At 42.9% G+C, this 24,933-nt stretch carries 21 protein-coding genes; 8 read left to right on the plus strand and 13 right to left on the minus strand.

Annotation, left to right across the window (positions count from 1 at the left end):
* The first annotated feature begins 260 nt into the window (after positions 1–260).
* The 7 genes from F9K33_10730 to F9K33_10760 all read left to right on the plus strand — a co-directional run bounded on the left by F9K33_10730 (position 261) and on the right by F9K33_10760 (position 8,211).
* Positions 261–1,991, plus strand: coding sequence for a HAMP domain-containing protein (locus F9K33_10730; protein ID KAB2879048.1), 1,731 nt, complete (start codon positions 261–263; stop codon positions 1,989–1,991).
* Positions 1,992–2,105: 114 nt separating this feature from the next.
* Positions 2,106–4,142, plus strand: coding sequence for a heme lyase CcmF/NrfE family subunit (locus F9K33_10735; GenBank protein KAB2879049.1), 2,037 nt, complete (start codon positions 2,106–2,108; stop codon positions 4,140–4,142).
* On the plus strand, positions 4,030–4,665 hold the full coding sequence (locus tag F9K33_10740) for a hypothetical protein (protein KAB2879050.1): 636 nt from the start codon (positions 4,030–4,032) through the stop codon (positions 4,663–4,665). The genes F9K33_10735 and F9K33_10740 overlap by 113 nt, the downstream gene beginning before the upstream one ends.
* A 20-nt stretch (positions 4,666–4,685) precedes the next feature.
* Complete coding sequence (locus F9K33_10745; GenBank protein KAB2879051.1) at positions 4,686–5,165, plus strand: zinc ribbon domain-containing protein; 480 nt, start codon at positions 4,686–4,688, stop codon at positions 5,163–5,165.
* A gap of 21 nt (positions 5,166–5,186) precedes the next feature.
* Positions 5,187–6,398 (plus strand): hypothetical protein, encoded by a 1,212-nt coding sequence (locus tag F9K33_10750; protein KAB2879052.1) that lies wholly within the window; start codon positions 5,187–5,189, stop codon positions 6,396–6,398.
* 58 nt (positions 6,399–6,456) lie between these two features.
* Positions 6,457–7,152, plus strand: a complete 696-nt coding sequence (gene ccmA, locus F9K33_10755; protein KAB2879053.1) for a heme ABC exporter ATP-binding protein CcmA — start codon at positions 6,457–6,459, stop codon at positions 7,150–7,152.
* Between the two features lie 12 nt (positions 7,153–7,164).
* A complete protein-coding gene (locus F9K33_10760; GenBank protein ID KAB2879054.1) occupies positions 7,165–8,211 on the plus strand; it encodes a bifunctional phosphoglucose/phosphomannose isomerase in 1,047 nt (348 codons plus the stop codon).
* A gap of 104 nt (positions 8,212–8,315) precedes the next feature.
* Here the strand turns inward: F9K33_10760 and F9K33_10765 are convergent, their stop codons facing one another.
* Together F9K33_10765 and F9K33_10770 are read right to left on the minus strand one after the other, a co-directional pair.
* Positions 8,316–11,894: a hypothetical protein gene (locus F9K33_10765; GenBank protein KAB2879055.1), complete on the minus strand. Its 3,579-nt coding sequence runs from the start codon at positions 11,892–11,894 to the stop codon at positions 8,316–8,318.
* Entirely contained in the window at positions 11,895–12,860 is a 966-nt protein-coding gene (locus F9K33_10770) for a hypothetical protein (GenBank protein KAB2879056.1), read from the minus strand. It abuts the gene before it with no gap.
* A gap of 262 nt (positions 12,861–13,122) precedes the next feature.
* On the opposite strand from F9K33_10770, the gene F9K33_10775 reads away from it, so the two are divergent.
* Complete coding sequence (locus F9K33_10775) at positions 13,123–13,827, plus strand: peptidylprolyl isomerase (GenBank protein KAB2879079.1); 705 nt, start codon at positions 13,123–13,125, stop codon at positions 13,825–13,827.
* Between the two features lie 90 nt (positions 13,828–13,917).
* On the opposite strand, the gene F9K33_10780 is transcribed toward F9K33_10775, so the two are convergent.
* From F9K33_10780 to F9K33_10830, 11 genes are all read right to left on the minus strand, one after another.
* A complete protein-coding gene (locus tag F9K33_10780; protein ID KAB2879057.1) occupies positions 13,918–14,181 on the minus strand; it encodes a hypothetical protein in 264 nt (87 codons plus the stop codon).
* Positions 14,182–14,405: 224 nt separating this feature from the next.
* Positions 14,406–14,834 (minus strand): DUF3052 family protein, encoded by a 429-nt coding sequence (locus F9K33_10785; GenBank protein KAB2879058.1) that lies wholly within the window; start codon positions 14,832–14,834, stop codon positions 14,406–14,408.
* A gap of 1,206 nt (positions 14,835–16,040) precedes the next feature.
* A complete protein-coding gene (locus F9K33_10790) occupies positions 16,041–16,853 on the minus strand; it encodes a hypothetical protein (protein KAB2879059.1) in 813 nt (270 codons plus the stop codon).
* Between the two features lie 69 nt (positions 16,854–16,922).
* The gene (locus F9K33_10795) at positions 16,923–17,648 is read right to left on the minus strand and encodes a hypothetical protein (GenBank protein ID KAB2879060.1); all 726 of its coding nucleotides are present in this window, start codon (positions 17,646–17,648) and stop codon (positions 16,923–16,925) included.
* Positions 17,649–17,745: 97 nt separating this feature from the next.
* Positions 17,746–18,456, minus strand: coding sequence for a class I SAM-dependent methyltransferase (locus F9K33_10800; GenBank protein KAB2879061.1), 711 nt, complete (start codon positions 18,454–18,456; stop codon positions 17,746–17,748).
* A 270-nt stretch (positions 18,457–18,726) separates the two neighbouring features.
* Positions 18,727–20,307, minus strand: coding sequence for a serine dehydratase (locus F9K33_10805; GenBank protein KAB2879062.1), 1,581 nt, complete (start codon positions 20,305–20,307; stop codon positions 18,727–18,729).
* A 138-nt stretch (positions 20,308–20,445) separates the two neighbouring features.
* Positions 20,446–21,393 carry a tRNA (adenosine(37)-N6)-dimethylallyltransferase MiaA gene (miaA, locus tag F9K33_10810; GenBank protein KAB2879063.1) on the minus strand — a complete coding sequence of 316 codons (948 nt, stop codon included), beginning with the start codon at positions 21,391–21,393 and terminating at the stop codon, positions 20,446–20,448.
* A 105-nt stretch (positions 21,394–21,498) separates the two neighbouring features.
* Positions 21,499–23,322, minus strand: coding sequence for a DNA mismatch repair endonuclease MutL (gene mutL / locus F9K33_10815; GenBank protein KAB2879064.1), 1,824 nt, complete (start codon positions 23,320–23,322; stop codon positions 21,499–21,501).
* Positions 23,300–24,250: a class I SAM-dependent methyltransferase gene (locus F9K33_10820; protein KAB2879065.1), complete on the minus strand. Its 951-nt coding sequence runs from the start codon at positions 24,248–24,250 to the stop codon at positions 23,300–23,302. Before F9K33_10820 ends, mutL begins: the two co-directional genes overlap by 23 nt.
* Before the next feature lie 7 nt (positions 24,251–24,257).
* Positions 24,258–24,629, minus strand: a complete 372-nt coding sequence (locus F9K33_10825) for a hypothetical protein (protein KAB2879066.1) — start codon at positions 24,627–24,629, stop codon at positions 24,258–24,260.
* 20 nt (positions 24,630–24,649) lie between these two features.
* A complete protein-coding gene (locus tag F9K33_10830) occupies positions 24,650–24,925 on the minus strand; it encodes a hypothetical protein (GenBank protein KAB2879067.1) in 276 nt (91 codons plus the stop codon).
* Positions 24,926–24,933 lie beyond the last annotated feature (8 nt).

Genomic DNA, 24,933 nt, shown 5'->3' on the forward strand with positions numbered 1-24,933 from the left:
GAAGAACAGATTAGATTATAAATCACAAAACACAAGGATGTGTCAGATTAAAGAAAAAACAGGTATAATGGCAAGAACCTTATATCCAATATAAGATTATCTATGCGTTTTTCAAATAAATATTTCTGAATAATATCATATCCGAACCGTGCCCAGTTCTATCCAAGCAAATGCTTTGTGCAATCATTTTAAACTTGTGTTTTTTGTCATTAAAATGTATGTTTTTTCCGATTTAATCCCCAACTAAACATAAGATATTTATGACCCTCAAATTCAGAGACAAGCTCATACTACTTGTTCTGGTTATATTGATCATAGCCGGAACATCTTATTTCTTCGTATCCGTGCAGTTGGCTAAGCGCATTGAAAGCGACATTGTCGACCGGCTTTCCCGCAGCAATGTTACCTACGAAGAATTTAACAACAGCTATTTCAATCAGCTTATTCTGCAATCCCGCAGCGTGTCCGACAACCCGAAATTCGCCGCTCAGCTCAGCACCGGCGATAAAGCCACGGTACAACAGGGTCTTGATGAAACCAACAGGATTAATGGTTTTAATTCGGATATCTTTGTTGCGCTAAGTCCCTCCGGAGAGGTGTTGGCGTACGTAGGAACTGAGATGAAGTCGAATATAAATCTGTCACAGCGACCTGAAATCAGCGGCGCCCTCAGCGGAATTGACAACGGCGGTTTTTGGGAGGAAAACGGAAAATTGATTCGCGTGGCCGCATCGCCGACCATAGCCAACGATCAGGTTCTTGGCGCTATCGCATTGGGCTATGAGGTCTCCGATACGGTAGCTGCTGTCATTTCAAAAGTAACAACCAGCCATATCGCATTCCTTGTCAGCAACAAAATTGTTGCAACCAATATGTATGATAAACGACAAGAATTATTTGACCAATTCCAGCAGCATAAATCCGAACTGGATCACGCGATGATCAAAAAAACATCCAGTTCTGCATTTAAATTTATGGTCGGCGAAGAAAAATATTTGGGGGTAGCTTCCCCGGTATTTGCATCGCCGGGTACCGAAGGCGAAGATAAGAAAGTTATCGCAACTTACGTGTTCTTTAATTCTCTCGACAAAGCGCTCGAACCGCTGGTTGATTCGCGGAAACTGATGCTCATAATCGGATTGGGCGTTGCTGCTATTGCATTATTTATCGGCATCGTTATTTCACATGGCGTAGCGCGCCCCGTGGCCTTACTTGCGAATGCGACCCGGGAAATTGCAGCCGGGAACTTAGATTTCGAAGTAAAAGTAAAAAGCAAGGATGAGATCGGGCTTCTGGCTTCGTCATTTAATGAAATGACCAAAGGACTGAAACAAAAGAAACGCGTCGAAGGACTCTTCGGGAAATATTTATCGCCTGACGTGGCAAAAAAAGTATTGGCGGAACAATCCATCGACGGCATTTTGAAGGGCGAAAAAGCCATGCTGAGCGTTTTGTTTACAGATATTCGCGGTTTCACGCCAATGTCGCGCGGCATGGACCCTCAGGCGCTGATCAATTTACTCAATTCCCATTTCGACGAAAGCATCGATATTATCGATCGTTACGGAGGCACGTTAGACAAATTCATCGGCGATGCGATCCTGGCTTTTTTTGGCGCGCCGGTTCACTATGACGATTTTTTTATGCGTGCAATTAATGCCGCCGTGCAAATGCAACGCGCAGTCGAAAAATTTAATTTCCAGCGTAAAATCGAAGGAAAAGATCCCATTCATATCGGTATCGGCATTAATTCCGGCGATGTCATTGTCGGAAATATCGGTTCAAATAAGCGGCTGGAATATACGGTCATTGGCGAAACGGTGAATATTGCCAATCGTCTTTGCAGTGTTGCAAAGAAGGGACAAATCATCATCAGCCAGTCGACGTATGATCTTCTGCCGAACAAAGAAATCGCTTCCGCCATTGAACAGGTCGTTTTGAAGGGCGTAACGGAACCGGTCACGGTGTATGAGATCTTATGGAAAGGTTGATATTACAAATTTGTTACAATATTTCATTGATAAAACATGATGAATATCATTTTTTTTACCTGCAAAAATAGTTATATAGCGCTATACTTAACCGTATAAAATGAAAGGAATTTCATGGAATTTATAGATAAATATGCCGGACCTATCGGTAATTTCGCCCTTATTTTGGCTATCGTAATGGCCGGATTTGCGGTGATTACCTCGATCTGGGGCATAAAACAAAAACGAGGCGATCTGATACGCGTCGCTCAACGCTCTGTTTATATGGTATTCGGAAGCGTGGTGTTTGCATCACTCTGCCTTATCTATTTACTCGTAACGAGCAATATGAATATCGAATACGTTGCCTCGTACACCAACCATGATCTGCCATACTTTTTTAAATTTACATTCTGGGCAGGACAGGCAGGCTCATTACTTTTGTGGTCTCTGCTGCTTGCCGGTTACAGTTTTGCCGTTACGTATAGGTACCGTAACACCCATGGGGAATTGATTCCTTATGTTATCATGACCACGATGGCCACTCAAATATTTTTTCTGTCCCTTAATTTGTGGTCTGCAAATCCGTTCAGCGAATTGGTAACCGTTCATGCGGACGGTTCGACAACTCCATTTTTTCCCGTTGACGGACGCGGACTAAATCCGCTGCTTCAGCATCCTGCGATGATCATTCACCCGCCTACTCTGTTTTTTGGTTATGTCGGCTTTGTCATTCCGTTTGCATTTGCTATTGCCGCCCTATTGAGCGGACAATTAGACGACCAATGGATTAAGTTATCAAGACGTTGGACTCTTTTCGCATGGCTATTCCAAAGCGCCGGCATTATGATGGGCGGCTGGTGGGCTTATGAAGAACTCGGTTGGGGCGGTTATTGGGCTTGGGATCCAGTTGAAAACGCATCTCTGATGCCGTGGCTGACCGGAACGGCATTTCTTCATTCCGTGATGATCCAGGAAAAGAAAAATATGTTCAAAGTTTGGAATGTAACGCTTATCATCGCGACCTATCTGCTATGCCTTTTCGGAACTTTCCTAACCCGCTCCGGCGTGGTTTCATCCGTCCACGCTTTCGCTGAGGGATCCATCGGCATATTCTTCATGACGTTCATTATCATTGTCCTGGCATTCTCGGTTGCCTTAGTCATATACAGACTCCCCCAGTTGAAGAGCGAAGGCAAACTCGATTCCGCATTGTCACGCGAAAGCAGTTTCTTATTCAACAATCTTGTACTATTAATTTCCTGTTTTGCCGTTCTATGGGGAACCATATTTCCTGTGATTTCGGAAGCAGTTACCGGAGAAAAGATTGTTGTTGGAGCTCCTTTTTTCAATAAGGTAAATGTTCCGATTGCATTATTCTTACTTTTTCTTACCGGCGCCGGTCCTCTTTTTGCATGGCGAAAAACTTCGCTCGCAAGTTTGAAAAAAGCATTTCTCTATCCGGGTCTCATCGCGTTAGCCGGCGGTATTGCAGTCTTTATCTTTCTCACCCAGCATCTTTACGGACTCATTTCATTTACGTTGTCCATTTTTGTTACGGCCGTCATTGTAATTGAATTCATGAAAGGTACGGCAGCGCGAATGCATTCAACCAAAGAAAATTTTCTCGTCGCGCTTAAAAATTTGACCTGGAAAAATAAACCCCGTTACGGAGGCTATATTGTTCACTTCGCCATGGTGATCATTTTCGTCGGTATTACCGGGGTTATTTTCAACTTCGAAACCAAAACGGAATTGGGCGAAGGGCAATCCTTTCAGGTAAAAGACTATACCTTGAAATGTGACAAAATCGGTTTTGAATCCAACGCTAACTATGAATCTTCTTTCAGTGTTCTCGGCGTTTACAGAGACGGACGCAAAGTTCATGAGTTAAAACCGGAATACCGAATGTATAAAGCCAGCCAACAGCCCACTACCGAAGTGGCTTTGTATAAAACGATTCAGGAAGATCTGTATGTGGTATTTACCGGGCTGGATAAGACGGAAAAAAAAGCCGTGTTGCAGATATACGTGAACCCTCTGGTCTCATGGATCTGGTTTGGAACGGAAATATTGGTATTCGGAACGATCATTTGTTTATTGCCCGCCTATACTGAAGACCGCAAGGAAGTCAAAGTTCGCAGAAAGGAAAATATCGGTGAAAAAATATAGTCGGACAAGGTTTTTTATCTTAGTTGGATTTGCTTTTATAGGCTCTGTGGGATTCGCATATGCCCAAGGATCGGCGCATTCATCCAAACTTAGCGGCGAACAGGCGGTTTTATTTTCCGAGATTTCCGAAGAACTGATGTGTCAGTGCGGTTGCAATCTTGTTCTGGGACAATGCGGACATGTCAATTGCCCGTCAGCTGTTCCCATGCGCGAGAAGATCGAGGAGATGATTCTCGCTCAAAAAACCAGAACTGAAATAATGGGTTATTTCCTGAATGAATATACTTTTCGCGGGAAAGGGCCATTTGGCAAGGTGATTTTGTCACAACCAGGAACCAAAGGATTTGACCTCATGGCGTGGGTCTTACCTTTCATCCTATTTGCAGTATTCTCGGTGGTTCTGTTCGTTGTAGTTAAGCACGCAACACGCGCCAGCAAGGCTTTGGAACATGATGCCCCGGCGCCGACGCCCTCGTCGGATGTTGACCGGCGCATCGAAGAAGATTTAAAAAAATTGGAATAACGATTTGGAGTAAGGACCGTATGTTAAGTTTTATTATCATATCAATCGGATTGATCGCGCTTGCGTTCGTTCTGAAACCACTTATCGCAAAAGAGTATATTGCACTTGACCACCGTGATGAAAAAACAGTCAAGTTGGACGCGCTGATAGCAAAAAAAAATAAGATATACATGGATATCAAGGATCTTGATTTTGAATTTGGTATCGGAAAAATGGCTGAAGACGACTATCGATCATTACGCAAACAATCCATGGCTGAAGTGGCAGATGTGATCCGCCAGATCGATATCGGCGGCGGCGAATCGTCTGAAGGTAATGGAAAAATCACCGATGAGTATATCGAAAAATTGATTGCTGCAAAGCGAAAGAAGAAAATTGCGCCGGACGAAATTGTAATAGAATCGCATCCTGAAATACTCACCTGTTCGCAATGCGGGCAAGTAAATAACATAGAGGCCAAATTTTGTTCCGAATGCGGAACAAAACTGGTTAAGGATTAATTTAAACAAACGGATGATATCATGATACGTCGAGTCAACATACTTACTGCAGTCTTTCTTATTTTTGCTTTGTATAGTCATGAAGCCGATGCGCAAAGCGGCGCCTCGATCATCGGCAAAGTCTACGATAAAACGATCAATAAAAAAGTCAGCGCGGACTGGGTTGTGCTAGTAAAAACAGGGCAAGGCCTCGAAACCGTAAAACAATTCGATCGGGTTTCCGATTATGAATTCTCAAATATACCTGTTCTGCCCAATGCACCCTATCTCCTGCGCGCTTCTTATAAAGGCGTCGTATATACGCAAAACCTTATGATCCAAGAGAACAAGAGGTATAATGTCGATTTAGTTGTGTATGAAGCAACCGATCGATGGCAAAATATTTCCGTGCGTATTCCGCACATGGTTGTTCTTCGTAACGGGGATCAGCTTGAAATTCAACAAACCTTTGAAATCAATAATTCAGGTCAAACAGCTTACGTACTTTCGGATGTTAATAAACCTACATTCCGATTTAAACTGCCGGAACGAACTCAATTCCAGAATGCGCAGACGTCTCACAACCAGAGTATGCCGGTTACCGCTACGGCTTTTGCGTATGAGGACGGTATGGGAATTAATCAGCCGCTGCGGCCAGGCCTGACCCAGATACAGATCACGTACACAGCGGACTATTCCGCGAATACATTTGAATTAAATTCCCAATGGTATTACGATATTGATGAATGCAATGTGTTCATTTCCCCTAAGGATATTGAACTTGTATCCGATAAATTAACCCATGTTCACGATGAACGCATGGAGGCAAATAACTTTTCAATTTACGCTGCTTCCGGAATTAAGGCTAATGAAGTCATTGCCATGAAATTGTCCGGCGGCGGTACTCGCCAGACAGAACAAAATAACGAGTCGATCGCAGCATCCGATAATATGGTTCAGAAAAAGGCTTTTGTCTGGATATTTCTTATGTTGAGCATATTATCATTCGCATTGTTTTTCGGGTTGAACCGGAAAGCCGCCGCGAAACCGTATCAACCAGCGACAGGCCAGAAGAAACAAAACAAACAGCAACGAAACGAATTGTTAAAAAAACGGGACGCGCTGGCTCAGCAGATCGCACAACTGGACGACACTTTCGATGAAAAAGAAATGGATTCCCCTACATATCAGAAACGCCGCGATAGCCTGAAATCGCAATTACGAAAGGCGGCGGAAGATATTCATGCTCTCTAGTGATTAAGCTAAGATGGCTGAGCTATAAATTACACTCAATGACTGCATCATTTTCATTATGATCGATATCGTTAATATCACTAAACTCTACGGACGATTCCGCGCCCTCGATAACCTCGATCTGAAGATAAGCGCAAACGATTTCGTTGCTATTCTCGGTCGGAACGGAGCCGGAAAAACGACTTTGCTGAAAATTATCGCTACTCTTCTGAAGCCCACCGGCGGTGAAGTACACATCAACGGACATAATATCCGCAAAGATTCCTTTGTGATCTTACAGCAGATGGGCATGGTTTCTCATCAAACATACATATACAGCGATCTGACCGCCAAAGAAAATCTATCATTTTATGCTAAATTCTATGATGTAGAAAACCCTGCCGCGCGCATACAAAACCTGTTAGAAAAAGTAGGACTTGCTCATAGATCCGATGAATCGGTTCGCCGTTTTTCACGCGGCATGCAACAAAGATTGTCGATCGCCCGAGCGCTCCTTCATAATCCGAAGATATTATTGCTCGATGAACCCTACACCGGTCTCGATCAAAAAGCCTGTGAGTTTCTCGATACAATTCTGCTCGACTATCATCAAGCCGGCAATTGTATTCTCGTCGTGACCCACGACATAGAACGGATTGCCGGTATTGCCAAACGCGCAGTCGTATTTGACAAAGGAAAAGTCGCGTGGGATCAAACGATTATTAATTTGGCCCCACAGAATTTTCTGCAACGTGTCAAACCTTTCATGTCCTAATCCGAACGTATTATGAATAAGCCCCTAATTGAAAAATATGACAAACAAAATTACCTGAAGGTGTTGCTGTCCTTTCACGAACAGTTACTTTCAGCAGAAAATAATATTTCGAACTATTATTCCCAATTGACCGGTTTGAAAAGCTCTACGACCGACGTTCGCAATATCGTTATCTGCGGCATGGGCGGATCTGCGATAGCTGGAGATTTTGTCAAACAGATTTTTGCCGGCAGTCTTTCCATTCCCATTATAGTTAACCGCGATTATAGCCTGTCGTCGTATGTCAACGAACAGACGCTGGTCATCCTGTCAAGCTATTCCGGCAATACGGAAGAAACCATTTCCGCTTTTCATGATGCGGCAACGCGAAACGCAAAAATGATCACAATTTCAACGGGCGGAGATATTGAAGTATTATCGAAAAGAAACACTGTCCCCCACATTCTCATTCCAAAAGGATTTCAACCGCGGCAGGCGATCGGATTTTCATTGGTTACGCTATTCAGGATTATGGAACATTTGTTTCAAGATTTCCACGACGCTCATCTGATTAGCAGGAACATCGGATGGATAAAAGAAAAACAAAAACTGTGGACTTCTCCTGTAGATAATGAGCTCTGGAATCTGGCGGAACAGTTGTGCGCTCACCCGGTTATAATATATTCATCAGAAAAAATGTTTCCTGCCGCGCTTCGATTCAAAGGTCAGATTTGCGAGAATGCCAAATTGCTCGCATTCGCCAACACCATTCCTGAAATGAATCACAACGAGATCGTCGGCTGGGATGGAATTCAATCCAACGCGCCGTTTTCAGTCCTGTTGATTCGAGATGCGGACGACCATTCGCAAATTCAAAAACGATTTGATATACTTAAAAACATCCTGTCAAAAAAAACGGCGTTATACGAAATTTACTCGGAAGGATCCGATTCCTTCAGCAAATTTATGTCGCTAATATACTGGGGTGATTGGCTGAGCTACTTTATGGCAATAGTGCGTAAAACCGATCCGACACCGGTTGACATCATTACGCATTTCAAAAACGAGTTATCCAAATAACGATTTACAAGCACCGAGAACACCAGGAACACAAAGAATTAACTCTTTCCCGCACATTTTTAGCGATTTCTTTTTGTGATCTTTGGTAAGTAACATTATATATCTCAGAAAAACGCTCTGAACTCAGCGCTCCCCAGGTGAATCACATCTTGCTTTGGCTCCTTCCTCCCTGAATAATTCAACGATGCCGACACGTGATTATTGATCCTATAATCCATCGTTAACAGCCAGCTTGAGTTCCATCCTTTTTTTAACCCATTCAGCATTTCAAACGGAACAAAAATATCTTTTGAAAGAAAGACTCTTGATACATCGAATGACAGCGCCGCCCGGCCTTTATTTTTGAATGAATAGATCAATTCAGGCGCATAGGAAAGGCTGCGCGCGGTCAGGCGTGAAAACCCGTCCTTCGAGTAAATCAGAATCCCTTTATTGATCCATTCAATCTCGTATATCGGCGTATAGGTGATTTGCGGAATCCATTTTATTTTATAGAAATCAAAATCTCTGTTAAATCCTGTAACCGAAATGGTCGAGCGTTTCAGGTTTGTTTCGTATTCTAATTCGCTCTCAAAGGCCGTTTTTTCAAACGGCTGCGTGCGAATACGCAGGTTCTCAAGTTCTCTGCGCCTGCGTTCATTTCCATCGGTCAGTAATCCAGATATGTTCTTTTGCAGTTCATACCTCAATCTGACCGAAACGCGGCGTTCGTTGTCCGACGATAAGACGTCCTGCCTGAAAAAGAGTGAACCGCGCAACGTATTACCGCTGTTCTGATACTTTCGCAGGTTGATAAAATAAACAGATAGATCCGGTTCTTTCTGATTTTCTTCGATTCTGAAAATTGTCTCAGTCGACATTTTTTTTAACAAACCTGTGAAACCCTTTTCCGTTTTCTCTCTGACCGTATCTACACTTTCCTTATTCCTGTACAGTCTTGAAAACTCAAATCGGACACGGACACCGAATTTTATTTCCACGATGGGCGTGAATCCGTCTACGCGTACCGTACTTTGGATCCAGTCGCCTTGTCCCTGCGGCACCTGAATAAAACTGTCCGGCGCGGACTGAATAAAGTTACCCGTATTCGCCTGTACCGGAACAAATATAAGCTTGCGATCCTGCAAACTTTGTTCGGACACCTGATAATTTATACTGGTAGTCATGGCGCGATTCCACCGGTGGTAATCTACAGTTGAATTGATCAGATGTGAGGTGTTATCCAGGTTTTCCACCGTGCGAAACTTACCATGATATTCCTTTAGGCGCCGGACGTATTCGACGGTAGAATTGATATTATTCCAATCAAGCATGTTCCAGTAATACCTTTGAGTCGTTGCTGTTGAAACACGTCCGTCAAGCGAATCCACCAGTGAGTTCCGGTTTTCGTCTAGACGTGTCTCCAGCATAATACCGAACTGCATCTTGTTAAACCCGTTAAAATCAATGCGCGGACGGTAAGTGAAATACGCAGTACCAAAACCGGAATCTGCGGAGGCAAAGCGATTGCGCACGTTTTCGTCTTCATAATCAAATCCCGGTTTCAATTTCCACAGTTGATAACTGCTGAGAAAAATCTGCCGCGCCACATCGCTATGATACGTATCGGACGAATTCCGAATATCCGAATTTATTTTTTCAATGGAATAATTTATCTGCGGCAATTTATGAAAGGAGGCCTGCACACCGCCGCCATATCGGACAGACTTGAATACATTATTTCCCCGTTTAAGATCTCCGTAGAATCCTGCAAATTGCAGTTCTCCCACCGGCCTGTACGCCGATTGAATTTCCTTGAGATTCTCTTCGACGCCCAGGGAACTTAAAGGAGCTCCGTATGTGCCCTGAATATTCCATGAACGATTAAACTCCGGATCATTGATGCGATCGATTTCTTTAAACGTGCTGTCAATATGACGAATACGGGCGTTCAGGTCAAATTCACCCAGTTTCTTCCCATGCCATCCAATTTTTTGTTTTTGAATATTTGCCTTCAGGTGATACGCTTTCCCATTGATATCCTCAGGTGAAAATGAATTTTTATCAAATGTCGAAAAGGCAACTTCGCTGCCAAATACCATGTTCTTCATTGGCCGCGTTTCGAGAAAGAAACTTGCCAATTGCGTACGCGTCGGCAGAGGCAATGCAACCAAAGGTAAAAAGCTGCCGTTGTTTTTTCCGGCATAAATGAATTCGCCTAAAATGTTGCCGCGAACATAATCGCCATTGCCTGCGCCAAAATCCGTAAAACGCACATTGTAGTCACCGGAGCTGTCGGCGCCAACGTATAAGAAAATGCTGTCATTCGCCGTTAAGTCAAATACCTTGATGTACGCACCTCGCCCGAAATCAACGCGTCTCGCCCCGTCAACATACACCGTTGTTCCCTGCGAGTTGATTTGGTCATCGTCAATTTGAGATAACGAATCGATCGTTTTGTCGGAGAGAAATAAATTTATTGGATTATTTTTGTCGTCCGATTCATTGATAAAAACTCCGCCGAATGAAACCTGTTGATCGAACCAATTAGTTCTAATACCGCTAGCAAAAGTGTTGCGCTTAAAAACATCATCGGCATATTCAAAGTCAACCGTAACGCGCGATTCCGGTGTGATCAGCCGTCTGCGTGTAAATGTTATCTGCCCCGAGTTGTAGTCAATAACAAAATCGTTATCCTCCCCGCGCCTAAGCTGAACACCGTTTAACCAAACCTTTTCCGTTCCGGCGATTACAAGAATATTCGTTTCACCGTTCGAACCCGACAATGCATACGGCCCTTGATTGCCTTCAATGATCGCAAGAGTATTAGACGAAAATTTACCTTTGGTGGATGCATACGCTATGTCGGCTGTAACCGCGTCAGTTCGCACAGCGCCCCTTACGCCCTGCAGTTTTCTTGAATATTCACCAAACTCCGTTCCGCTCAGACTCACCTCAAAATCGCCAAACGTAGCGATGTAATTATCGGCTTTATTAACTTCAACAAATATTTTATCTATCTCCTGCAGTTTTTCCGTGTTGCCTTCCGGCTGAATCGGAATATTTTCATCGGTTAGCGACGCTTCCATTGTCACGTCGTCACTGATTCTGCCGGATATCTGCACATTCAGGCCTGAATTTAGGGTGAAGTCCTGGTTGGAGCCAACGGTAAACCCACGAGTGATGCTCCCCGTTCCTACCATTTGCGATGATTCAAACACATTATCCTGCGAAGGAACAGAAGATTGAAAACCGTTCTCCTTGATACTTACCCTCCCGGAATCATCGACGGTCCATTTTTGTATTTGACGATGGGCGTATTCCGTGCGCAAGTTAAAAGGCAGGATGTTGTATTGAATCGTAATTTTTAGGTCTTCAGTCAGGATCGATGAAAAATGAATTTCACCGCGGCGGTACCGTATGGAATAGTCGGAGCCTCGGTACAAACGCATCATGCCCGCGTTGACCGTTTCACTCTCGACGGCAATCAGTTCGTCCGGAAGTTGGTAAACGGTGTCCACACCCGCACCATAAAAGGAATACGTGCGGGTCCAGAGGCTGATTGAATTCGGATTTTCAAAATGCCGGCTGATCGTGGAATCGATGATCAGCCTTGTAAACACTGTGTCGGGTCCGTCTTGTGCAGATGCAGAATAAAACTGGCATAACATCATAAGCAGAGCCGCAGGTATACAGCGCTTCATTTAATCGCCGCTTTCAAGGATATTGAAAACAATGATCGAAGCTGCTTTGCCGTCGAGAACATATAATTTGTTGTGTGAATAATCAACAGAGACGGGGCTCTCAAAAGTAAACGACATGAGCGATGTCATAACTTTTCCAGCAGAATCAAAAACCACGATTGTCCGCAATTCCTTTTCAGCTATGTAAATACGGTCCTTATGATCGATTGTGATGTCCGCCGGTTTTTTCAAAACATTCGCGCCGATGTCGCGGATATAATTACCGTAATAATCGAACACGATAACCCGATTTTCATCAATCACGTAAACAAACCTGCTTGTGACAAACACTTTTCCCGGACTTCTTAGGGTGCCCCTGCCCTCAGAAAACCCGCCAAAGGCAGTTTCTTTTTTTCCGAACCGATTGATTTTGACGATCTGATCGTTTTCGCTGTCTGAATAAAATAAATCTCCCTGGGACGAGACCGCAAGACCCGAAGGAAATCCAAGCGGTTCCGTGGATGTCCTGGATGCGTCAATACTGAGTTCCGTCAGTTTCGATTCGCCAAATGATGAAATATATTCTAATTTTTTGCTGTACCGCTGTATACGCTGATTATTTAGATCGGCTACGTAAATATTCAGGCCATCGACGGCAAAAATATCTACCGGGGAGTCAAACTGGTTATTCTTCCAGCCGAATCCGCCGACATGGTTGATATACTTGCCTTTCGTATCTAATTTGACAATACGGTTATGTCCTGTATCCGCAATATAAATATCGCCCATCATACTTACGGACATTGACTGCGGATTTTCCAATTGGCTAATGCCCTCGCCGCTTAGGTCTATCACCGTTTGAACTTCAAACGTCAGCCTCGTTTTTTCCTGTGACGATAGAATGATAGCGGGTATAATGAAAGGCAGAAAACAAAAATAGAAAAATTTATTTTTGAAATTTATGGTCGAAACGAGTATATTTTTCACGTTTAACAATTTCCGTTTGCAGTCATTGTAGGATAGATTCACTTTCTTTATACAAGGATATATCACTAAAGAACAGTCTTTTACTTATTTCCCACGAAACACGAAATACACTAAAAAAATATGAAGTCCTAAATTTTCGTGTCATTCCGTGTATTTCGTGGGCTGATATTTAGCTACGTCATTAGGTTATTCACTTCAAATAAACATACTAAAGGAGGCTCCATTGTTCAAGTCAAATTTGACGCCGCAGTCACGGATGATCATGCAAGTGATGCTTGCACTGCTCTTGCTTGGCCTGTTCACACTCAGCGCCTGCGCGCAGGCAAAAAAGGAAAAGAAAAAAGTGCAAGGCGAAGTGGCCGTACTGGAAACGCAATTCGGTAAGATTATTTTGCAGTTATATGATGCTGACGCGCCGAAACATACCGCCAATTTCAGAAAACTGATTCGCGAAAAATTTTACGACAGCACCACGTTCCACCGTGTGATACCCAACTTCATGATCCAGGGCGGCGACCCCAATTCCAAAGATAATGATCCGAATAACGACGGCATTGGCGGGCCGGGCTACACGACTCCTGCGGAGATCAAACGTATCCACAAACGCGGGGCATTAGCCGCGGCGAGGCAGGGCGACCAGGTCAATCCGCAAAAAGCGTCCAGCGGCAGTCAGTTCTATATCGTCCACAACGGGCCTTTGACACCTGAACAACTTAACCGAATGGAATCGCAGATGAAAATGCAGGGCAAACCCGATTTTGCATTTACGGAAGAACAAAGAACCGTTTATACCACTATCGGCGGCACACCTTTTTTGGATGGCGAATACACGGTATTCGGCGAAGTAATATCCGGAATGGATGTCGTGGACAAAATTGCCCAGGTTCAGCGTGGGCCGCGTGACCGGCCTCTTGAGAATGTTTTGATACTCAAGACAAGTATTGAGACGATGGAGATTGAAGAGTAGAACCAACTTCGGCCTCGACCACCGCACGCTTGTTTGTTGAATAGTATTTTTGGCCTTGGAAAAACGCCGAGAATGAACCGGAGTTCGCACTTAATTATCAGCAGAAAACGTGAAGAAAACTTTGTGTGGGCGACAAATCTGAATATTGGAACTGTTTTCTGCCACTAGACGGGCGAACTCTGGTTCCGGCGTTTTTCCATAGCCATCGTGCTTTTCTTTGTTTCTTTCTTTTGCACGAGCAAAAGAAAGAAAATGGTTTTCAAATATACACACATTATATATTATAATCTCATAATCTTGTGTCCGCTTTCTTTTTAAAAAAGAAAGCTCCAAAGAAAATTTCGGCTGTGACAAAAATGCCTAAACCCTCGTTCGCAGAACGGTTGCGAAAAACGATTATCAATCTTGACGATCCGTTAAATCAGAACGTTTATGAAAGCCGTTTTTCGCAGAAACATAAAACGAACTCGGGTTTTACAGGCATTTTTATCAAGGCCGGAAATACCAAAGCATGAACTCCTAAGCATATTTGAAAACATTATGACATATTAAAACAACCTCTTTAACAGGAAGGGGATTTAGGGAGTGGTTCCCCTATCCTTCACCGGTATTACCAACTTCAATCCCGACCACTGTTCATCCACCGCGCAGACCTTCACATCGACCAACCCGATCTTCAGAGCAACCGCGCGAATGATATCCTCGGTAATATCCGTCGGCATTTTCGCCGATTTCTTATACCAGGAAACCCAGATCATGCCATCGGGCTGCAGTTTTTTTTTCAGAGCCGGTAACTCTTTCTTTAGTACCGCCGCCTCGACAACAAAATAATGGATCAGGTCTTTTTTGCTTTTGGTTTCCTTCACGAACTCCACCGTCGGTGGCAGGTCGGAAAAGAGATTCAAATAATGTGACGGGGCGCCGATGAGACGAACTTTAAAACGGTCCTTATAGCCCAGCTTCTTAGCTAAGGGTGTGCCGGAATATCCGACATTGGGTTTGCTCATATGGTCTTTCTGATAAGATCCTCTGTCGCTATCTCGCTCTTCCCCCCAACCCCCTTCACGGCGATCCGTGCGTAGGTCTTGCGGGTCATATTCTTTTCTCCTGCTTCTTGATGTGATTCTAGCTAAACGGCCAGAGAAGAGTCTCTGTTTTAAATGTTAACAGATCGTTTAGTGGTGTTGTCTTATTGAAAAGCGCTTGACATCATCAGCACTAAGGATGATATTCGTTGAATCCTTCAAAGATCGAAAAAAAATGTAACCATTTGTACGACCGACGTACACGGTGTCAATATTAGTTCTAAAATTTCCATTTGATGTTTCAACGGAAACATCGGTTCTTGAACTGCCAGAAAGAAGTTTTTTTGCCTGTTGATTGTTTGAAATAGCACCAATTATAAAAAAAACAATTACCCAATAAACACTAAGAATCCAATGCATCTGAAGTTGAACATAACGAATTAGTCGTGTAAGTAAAAACTTCGAAATCGTCTTTGCACAAAAAAGAGATACAAGAAACATGGGGATAGTAAGAGATGGCCACACTTTAAAGAACGGAGCTGGCGGATCAGCAAATAAAGGCTCCACCGTCTTCCATACGTAGTAGCTGATCAAAATGAGAATCATAAACGACATTGTAAATATCGAGTGAAAGAAAATACAAACAAGATGTGACCTAGGAAAAAAACGACGCTTTCTTGGATTTAGGATAAAGCTGAGATAGAATCCCCCTGTCCTGAATGCGTTCTTAACCCCGGCATCTTTAAGGTATGGACGCGAACTTGATTTAGTTGTGAATCTATACAACACAATAAAAGCTAGAATGAGAATTCCATAGGTATGGGGCAGAAATGAAAGCAACAGTTCGCTTGTGTCGAGATACTGATAAATCGCAATGCCGAATGCGGTATAAAAAAAATGATAGCTAGAGTAACTCCAAAAAATAAGAAATATATAGTACGCAGGAGTATATTTGAGAAGTGATTGCATTGTACACTTATTAAATCGAAGAGTTAATTAATTCTTTTCCCTTATTTCAAATGCATCCATTGTTTCTTATTTAACGCAGCTGTCTTATGACACTGCGAGATCTCAGTAATTGCTTGCGTAATTGCTATTATACCGCCGGAAACAATGCATCCTATGAGGCCTTGCTTACTGCGATCAATTTGAACAAATACTAGGTGCGCTTTTGACCGTTTGACATAATCAATGTTTATCGAAGAACAGAACTCTTATTGCATTTCGATTTATCGCGAAGCTTCGTCCTCCTGCAATGGAATCGTGACGAAAATAAAAGAGATCATTAATAACCGCCACTAACTGTACTGATAAGTTCGAATCACTGTTACAAATGGATTCTGTCTGAGTAGTAAGATTGGAATCGGCCTTTCCACCAACAACTGGGATAATTGCCTGTCGAATTTCCTTATCAAGAATCACTTCAACAGAAATTGGTTTACCTCCTCCAACATTAGCCGGAATTGTTTTGTATATTGAACTACCAAACCCCAATAAATACCCGGTTATTAAGAATACGATAAAAATAATTATTGGTGCCTCGTCGATTGGTTCATCCTTCCATTTGGCCTTTACAAATTCCATAATTTTTCCATTCATCAGTAAATATAAGAAAACACCTCCCAACAGAATTAATTTCCATTGCCCTTGCATGTTAATTTCAATGTCAAGACGTACGGCAATACCATGTAATACATAAATTGACATCCCCAAAAGGAAGACATAATTAAAAAATACTAAAAATTTCCACCCAATTCCTTGTGCGTGCATAACTCGTCGGATCGAATGAAATGTGAATTCAACGATTAGTGCCGTGCTTCCAAAGACAGTAAGACACCAAATCCCGGCAAAAATATAATTTAACTGAAGTAATTCAAACGAATAGAAACCGAATTGACTGAAATGTAAATTCAAGACTATGAGGCCAATAACATAACAGACTGAAGTAACACTTAATAGTGCTTTAGCAGTGCTTTCGACTCTTGAATATAGTGAATTCATGCATCGAATCCTTGTATTGACATCAAATATTCATAACTCTAGGCGGCTACACGATATCCTCGCCATTGCTTATGGGCCGGTGTTAGCTTTTGTTTTTATTATTTTTCCAACTTGTAGTATATCAACAATATGGTTAGCAGTCGATATAAATTTTGCCTTGTCAACCGCTTTGGGAAACACTTGAGGCTCCTTAGTAAACAAGTAAATAATCCCAATGACTTCACTATTAGATTTAAAAGGAGCTGCAAAATATGATCGAGCACTAAATGTATGTTTTTCTATTTCATCCTTCGAAAACCCAAACTCATTTACCATTCTGAAATTGTATTCATCTACCGTGGCAAAATTTACAGATTCAATATTTTCTGTTCTCATACATCTTCCAATAATCCCTTTGTATCCATGCAAAATCCTACCACTTTTTTCTTTTGAAGAGACAAACTCCTGATGGAGCATTCCAATTTGGAAATAAGGAAAAATTTGTAGCAAACCAAACACTTGAATTCTATCCTCTTTGCTAATAGTGACATTAACTTTTAAGTGGATTGTAGCCAGAACAAGGGTTTTGTCACATCCACGTAAATCTTCAATAACGGTTTTTAGACAATTTAATAAACCATTAGAAACCTCTTCAGGCATTTTATCTACTGCATCCATAATTTTCCTTGTTTCTGAGGGATAGCTTTTTTCAACTATCATTTCGCCAAAAACAAATTCAAAAAGAGTGAAAATCAAAGCACATCCGCCAGGAATCATTGCATAATAATATAGTCTCTCTTCTAACAATACTGACATAATATAAACTGCAATGAAGCCTAATATCAAAAACGTAGCACGATAAATCATGCGATAAGTCTTTATTTCAATAGACCTGAACAAATGATGTATAGTGTTACTTGTTGGCATAGAATAGGTGTATAAGTTCAATGTCATAAGGGGGTTTTTTTTGGCTTTCAGAAGACGCGACGATATCTTTTGAAATCTTTTCTATATTTTTGGGGAGAGTCAAAATTTTTTGTTTGATACTATTTCCTAGAAATCCAACATGTTCAATCATCTCAATTATTTGCTCCGTTTTTATCAGGATGGATGGTACTTTCACAATATTATTCTCTTTATTAATGAACCTAGTTTCATTGATTTCAATACCTATTTTGTCTCTTAAGGCTTTTCCCCAAGAATAACTTGGGGTTGTAAATAGAAGCATGCCTTCCTTTCTCAATACTCGATATGCCTCTGACAAAAACTCAAGACCCAAAAAAGGGTCACATAAGAATGAAGTAACTAAGTTAAAAGTGTTGTCCATAAAAGGCATATCGATTGCATCGGCATGGATTCTCAATAGAGATTCTTCTCTAGGAGTTAACTCTAACATTAATTTACTACTATCTAACTGAATAATCCTTTTTGACTCAATTGATAAATACTCAATGGTTCTTCCTTTTCCAGCACCAACTTCAAGCACTGATCCCTCTTTTGGAATTATATTTTCAAACCCTTTGAAACCAAGTTTTTGCGAATCGTCAAAATTGCGTGATGTGATATGGATCTCATCATAATATTCGTTCGCAATTCTGTCATATGGTGAAATAATTTTATTCATACCATCAGTTTTTTCTTAAATTGTATTGCAAAATGGCAAATATCCTATCAAATTGAACAAATAGACACTACTGTGCGGTGACAGAGCTCCATATTTATTTCCAAAAATATCCATATCAGATTCCATATTTCAAAAAGAACTATTGAAATATTCTACGATAAGAAAGAACTACGATAAGACGCTTAAATGTACTCTGTGAAAAGGCGTTTGTCAATGACTTTGGTCATGTTTTGCGGGAATTCTGGTGGGTTGTAACATCAGGCCAGGATGTCAACAGATCTTATAAAATGTCTTGTTCATTTTCTCTTCCAGCGCTTTTGACGTTTTGGTGGTCGAAAGCCCGCCAAGCGAAGTGCACCGGAGCGTATTGGGTATCGCATTACCAACCTCATTCATCGCCTGTATGACTTCATCCAGCGGAACTACATGATCATAATCGGCCAGCGCCATATTAGCGCAGGAAAGCGCGTTCGTTGCAGCCATGACGTTTCTTCCAAGGCACGGCGCTTCCACACGGTTGGCCACCGGATCGCAGATCATACCGAAGGAATTCTGAAGCGCAACCGATGCCGCGGATATTGATTGTTCAAGAGTGCCATGGACGAGGGACACAATCGCAGCAGCAGCCATCCCTGACCCTGAACCGCATTCCGCCATACATCCGCCTACTTCCGCGGCAAATGTGGCGTGCGCGGAGATAAATACACCGATCAAGCCTGCTACGAGCATAGCTTTCACGATCTCATCTTCCGTTTTTCTCAGGCCCTTGGCCGTACCGATGATCGCTCCGGGAACAACCCCGCAGGATCCGGCCGTCGGCGCGGCAACGATGACGCCCATGGAACTTTTGACTTCCAGGACGGCCGATACGTACATGATGATCAGATTATTGATATCCCCGCCGATCAGCTTATGATCTTCAAATTGTTTTTTGAAATTCACCGACTGCGCGCCCAGAATTCGCGCTTCATACTTCGTTCCTCTCAGTCCTGTATCGACTGCGTCCTGCATGATCTGAACGATCTGCCTCATCTTACGAAAGACTTCATCTGCGGAAATTCCTCCCCGCGCGCTTTCATAGTGTGCGGCCAGCTCCCACAACGGGAGACGCTTGTCCTTATTGTAGGCCAGCATTTCTTCGCATGTAATGAAAGGTACGGCCAGATCTTTCCTTGACAGTATCGGCAGAACCGGATGGATCCGCTTCATCGCCGAAAAACCCTCAGATGCTTTTATTAATTCACAGAGATCAGCATCCGGAAATTTCTGCGCTTTTATTTCAACAAATGGTGTTTCGCCTTCATACAGGTTTATTTCGTCGACGGGGAAGCCCTGCTCAAGAATAAATTTTTTGATATCTGCAAGATCACTCGTTGATTTGACGTAGATAACCGTCTCAAAAAAATCTCCCGCCATGGAAACCTTGCTGCCGTCAATGGCTACAACCTCGATCATCCCTCCGCCGGTTGATATAGCGGTGATCCTGCGTGTTTCTTCGGCATTCGTTAGCGTAAGCTGATACGTATTCGGATGATCGGCTTTGATATCGGTAATTTCAATTTCAACACGGATCCCGGCGGCTTCAAGCGCGCTTTCAGATTTCGCCAGGCGCGCGTCGTCGGCTTCCCATCCGAGAAAACCTCCGAAAAGACCCATGTCCGATCCCTGGCTTTTGTGGGTGGTCGCAAGAGAGCCATTCGGATCGAATTCGATGAGAATACGGTCCAGTTTCTGATCTGCTAGGTCGCGGCATATCCGGCCGATTCGAAGCGAAGCGGCGCAGTGCGAACTTGAAGGGCCTCTCATCACCGGACCCATGACGTCATTGAAAATACTCGGGTATTGGCTCATACAAAAAAACCTAATGTTAGTGTTTTTTGATTTTGCAATAGTCTCAGCTAAAAGTCTAATCTATTTATAGATCAGTTGCATACGCCCGGTACTGCAAACGGAAATAGAAAATGTTATAACACATAGACTGAAAATTAGTCACTGACTTTCTAAAGACCGGAAAAACACAATCACTTCGTCAACCAGTTCCACGACTGTATATTTCGTCACATCAAGCCACCGCACACGTTGATCCCGACGAAACCATGTCAGCTGGCGTTTCGCATAGTTGCGGGAACCTTGTTTGAAGAGTTCGATCATCCGGTCGTAACTGATCTCGCCCCGAAGATGTGCGACGATCTCACGGTATCCGAGGCTTTCCATCGAGGTTAATGACGGTGAATACCCCCTTTCCAGGAGGCGCTTTGTTTCTTCAATAACGCCCTGCCGGATCATGTAATCCACGCGCGCTTCGATACGGCGATAGAGTTCCTCCCGCTCGCATGTAAGCCCGATTATCACCGGCGTGAAATTTATTTCAACAACTTGTTCCGCATGTTTCTCGGATATCCTTTTGCCCGTGATTTCAAACACTTCCAATGCGCGCTCAATCCTCTTTGCATCGTTGGGATGAATTTTAGACGCGGCCAACGGATCAACTATTTCCAATTCATGATAAACCGATTGCAAACCAAGCCGTGCGATTCGCTCCCTAATTTCCAGTCGAACCGATTCGTTCTTCTCACCTTCACCTATAAATCCGTCGATCAGCGCTCGAATGTAAAGGCCAGACCCGCCTACAACAACCACTTCTTTGTTGCGCGCCCAAATCTCTTCGATTACTACCCGTCCGTCTGCGCCATATTGCCCGGCATTGTAATATTGATCGGGATCGATGTGATCGATAAAATGGTGTGGAATAGAACCGCGTTCCTCTAAGGTAGGCTTCGCAGTACAAATATCCATAAATCGGAATATTTGCCTCGAATCGGCGGAAATGATTTCAGCATTGATTGCTTTTGCAACGGCAACCGATAGGGATGTTTTTCCGATAGCGGTCGGTCCGACGATGACCGGTATTTTTCGTTTATTTTCTGGAATAGGCATATGGCGCGCCCGACATTTTGACTGTATAAAAGCAAGTCAATGTAAACCTGTCTAACAATATTAATATAAATAGATAATATTATTACGATGAGATAAAATTAGAAGCTAAATACGCATAAAACGTTTGTCCAACTCCTCTAATGACAGTTGTATGATGATCGGCCTCCCGTGAGGGCAGACATACGGGAATTTACATGCGAAGAGTTGATCGATCAGACTGTTCATCTCCTCAACCGTCAAAGGATCGCCGGATTTGATAGCGGATTTGCAGGAAAATGATTTTGCCAAATTATCCCTCGGATCCAGGTCGTTATAACTGTTAATTTTATACTCGTTGATCATCTCGGTGAGAATTTTTTGTTCATTTCCAAGCCGCACATCTGCAGGTACGGCCTCTACCACTACCGTTCGTTTGCCGAACTTCTTGATTACAAAACCCAGTTTTTCCACCAATGGCAGAAATTCCTCTAAAATAGAAAAATCCTCAGCAGAAAACTCCAGCGTTTGCGGGAAAAGCAATTGCTGAGAAAAAATCGGATTCTTTTCAAAAGCATCCAAAGCTCTTTCATATAAAATACGTTCGTGCGCAACATGCTGGTCGATGATCGCGAGGCCGCTCTTAATCTGCGAAATAATATACCTATTATGCAGCTGCCAGACCAAACTGCTCAAATTCACAGTCTGTTTAGGCTGAGTAAGCTGTGTTTGAATTGCTTTCTTTTCTTCTTCCGGCGATTCAAAAAAACGGGCAACGTCGTCCTCGTTTTGTGAACCGCTGTCTGAACTCTGACCCGAATTCTGCATCCCGGAGCCCAATGGCATCCGCAGATTTTCTTTTTGCGTATGTAATTCCAGAGACAGGTTAGACTGTTCCGAATCATTTTCATTGGACGACGATCTTGTAAGCGAGGGAATCATAGAGTCCGTGCTCATAGAGTCACGTACCGCGTGAAACATAGTCCTATAGAGCAATTGCTCATCTTTGAATTTCACTTCTGCCTTTGTTGGATGAACATTCACGTCAAAATCTTCCGGGTTACTTTCCAAAAACAAAACGAAAAATGGCTTATCCCCTTTCGGGATCGAATGTCCGTAGGCTGAAAATACTGCAAAATTAACGGTCCTGTTAACGATCGGCCGCCCGTTAAGAAACAGATACTGTTCCCCTTTCGTTTTGTAGGAAAAAGACGGCTTGCTCAAATACCCTTTGACATGCGTTCCAAACTGTTCCACATCCAGCGGCAATGTATACGACATGGTATCTTTTCCGATAACTTTTTCAAGCCGCGCCGGAAGATTGGCCTTGCGGAGCTGAAATATTTTTTCATCTTCATGAATCAGCGTAAATTCAACGCCCGGATAAGCCATGGCGAATTTCTTAATTACCGACGTAATGTGACGAAATTCGGTGTTGTTCGTTTTCAGGAAATTCCTTCGCGCGGGAACGTTATAAAACAGGTTTTTAACGGTAATCGTAGTCCCCTGCAAAGAAGCTTCTTTAGTCACTTCTGATATATTTCCGGCATGCATTCTGACGATTGTACCGACTTCCTCACTTTTTGTTTTAGTTTTCATTTCCACATCGGAAACGGAACTAATGCTCGCCAGAGCTTCACCACGGAAACCAAAACTTTTGACGCGCTGGAGATCCTCCCACGAACTGATTTTACTCGTTGCATGCCTTTCAAAGCACAACACGGCGTCATCTGAATTCATCCCGCTTCCGTTATCAATGACCTGAATCAGCCCCTTGCCTCCGGACTTAACGGTTATTACGATCTCGTCAGAGCCTGCATCGATGGAATTTTCAATGAGTTCCTTTACGACGGAGGCCGGCCGTTCAACCACTTCGCCTGCCGCAATCTTGTTGGCCACATTCTCAGACAATATTTTAATGGTAGGCATATCAGGCTTTGATTTTGCGGACATAATACATTACAGATGAACCTCTTTTATTGTTCAGTCCAACAATCCACGAAATAAGAATAAGTAACTTCATTCGCAATAGAAAGAATGGAATCGTGTACCATGGCACATTTTCCATAATTTTTTTTTCGCTCATCAGGCAATTGAATACAGTATCCAGAGGCATTTGATGTTGCTTCACGATTTCCATACCGGCTTTATGTAAAATTGATTTTAACGTATCGGGTGTAAAATGCAGTAAGTGACGCGGCACATCCAACGCAACCCAATCCTTTTTGTACGCGCCTGCATCAAATGACGATACATTCGGCAAGGCAATTATGAGCAAACCGTCAGCTGCGAGCAGAGTGCGAACTCTGTCCAGCGCTTCCAAAGGACTGTGAACATGCTCCAACACATGCCACATAGTTATAACGTCAAACCGGCTGATTGAAAATTCCATGTCTTTGTGATCGATAAATCCGGTTTCAATTTCCAGGTGATACGTTTTCCTTGCAAATTCCGATGCTTCTTGCGACGGCTCCAATCCACATGTCGCCCATCCGTTTGACTGCATTTCAGACAAGAATTCACCCGTTCCGCAGCCAATGTCCAATATTGAACTGCCTGCCCTGAAGTGTTCAATTTTCTTTCGCTTCCAGCGAACGGAATATTTTCTGATGGCGGTATATAAACGGCCAAATAGTGAAAAATCACTTCCCGAACTCAAAAACGGCGTATACTGACCGGCCTCATAATATATGCCAATGGTTGATTTTGTCGGCCTCGGATTCAAATAACTTAACTGACAATATTTACAGCGAACTAAATTATACGAACCGAACTTATCTGTAAATGTATATATCGATATATTTTCTGCAAAAGCGCAATTCGGACAGACGGTGTTTTCAAATGCCACCAGTAAGGCAGCCGTATATTGTTCATCGATCATTCGTTACTCACTTACTTAAAATAATATTAAGGAAAATAATAAGCCCGACGGTGACGGCAGTGAAAAAAATATAATTTGCAGTTTTCGCCCCGCTGAATGAAGTACTCTCAATGATCACTTCCTGCTTGTTAAATTTATAGTCAATAGGTTCAGACTTCTTTTTTTCCCAACAGCGTGCATAGATGAAATTGTCGTCCACCGTTATAACTTCCATTCTGTAAAATCCGAATGTTTTTCCGTCAATATGTGTGATGCGAACATTCTCTGCTTTTGACACGTCTTTATAAGTGTGATCGTTGTATATGACCGTTTTGTTTACCTGGCCGCAGCCGGCAATAAATAAAACGAACAAGCCCATAAGCGTAAGACCTAATCTCATAGTATATCCTTTAATGTTACTTAATGACCGGGATGAATTAGCCACGTTCCACCGATTAGTAAAACCAATAATGTGACAATAAGAAAAGCCATCGTAAATGCTCGCTGCCGGATACTAAAAACAAGAAAAGCCAGCAGGCCTGTTAACGGAGTAAGCAGCAGACTGACTATACCGATCATAAGATATACGTAACCGTTGCGCCACTCCCATACATGCGCCCCGTCGCTTGGCAGAACGGCATATACCGTAAGGCCCAGTACAAGAAAAGACAAACTCAAAACCGATCCTGTCCGCATTAATATTC

The sequence above is a fragment of the bacterium genome (assembly GCA_008933615.1).
Classification (GTDB): Bacteria; CLD3; CLD3; order SB21; family SB21; genus SB21.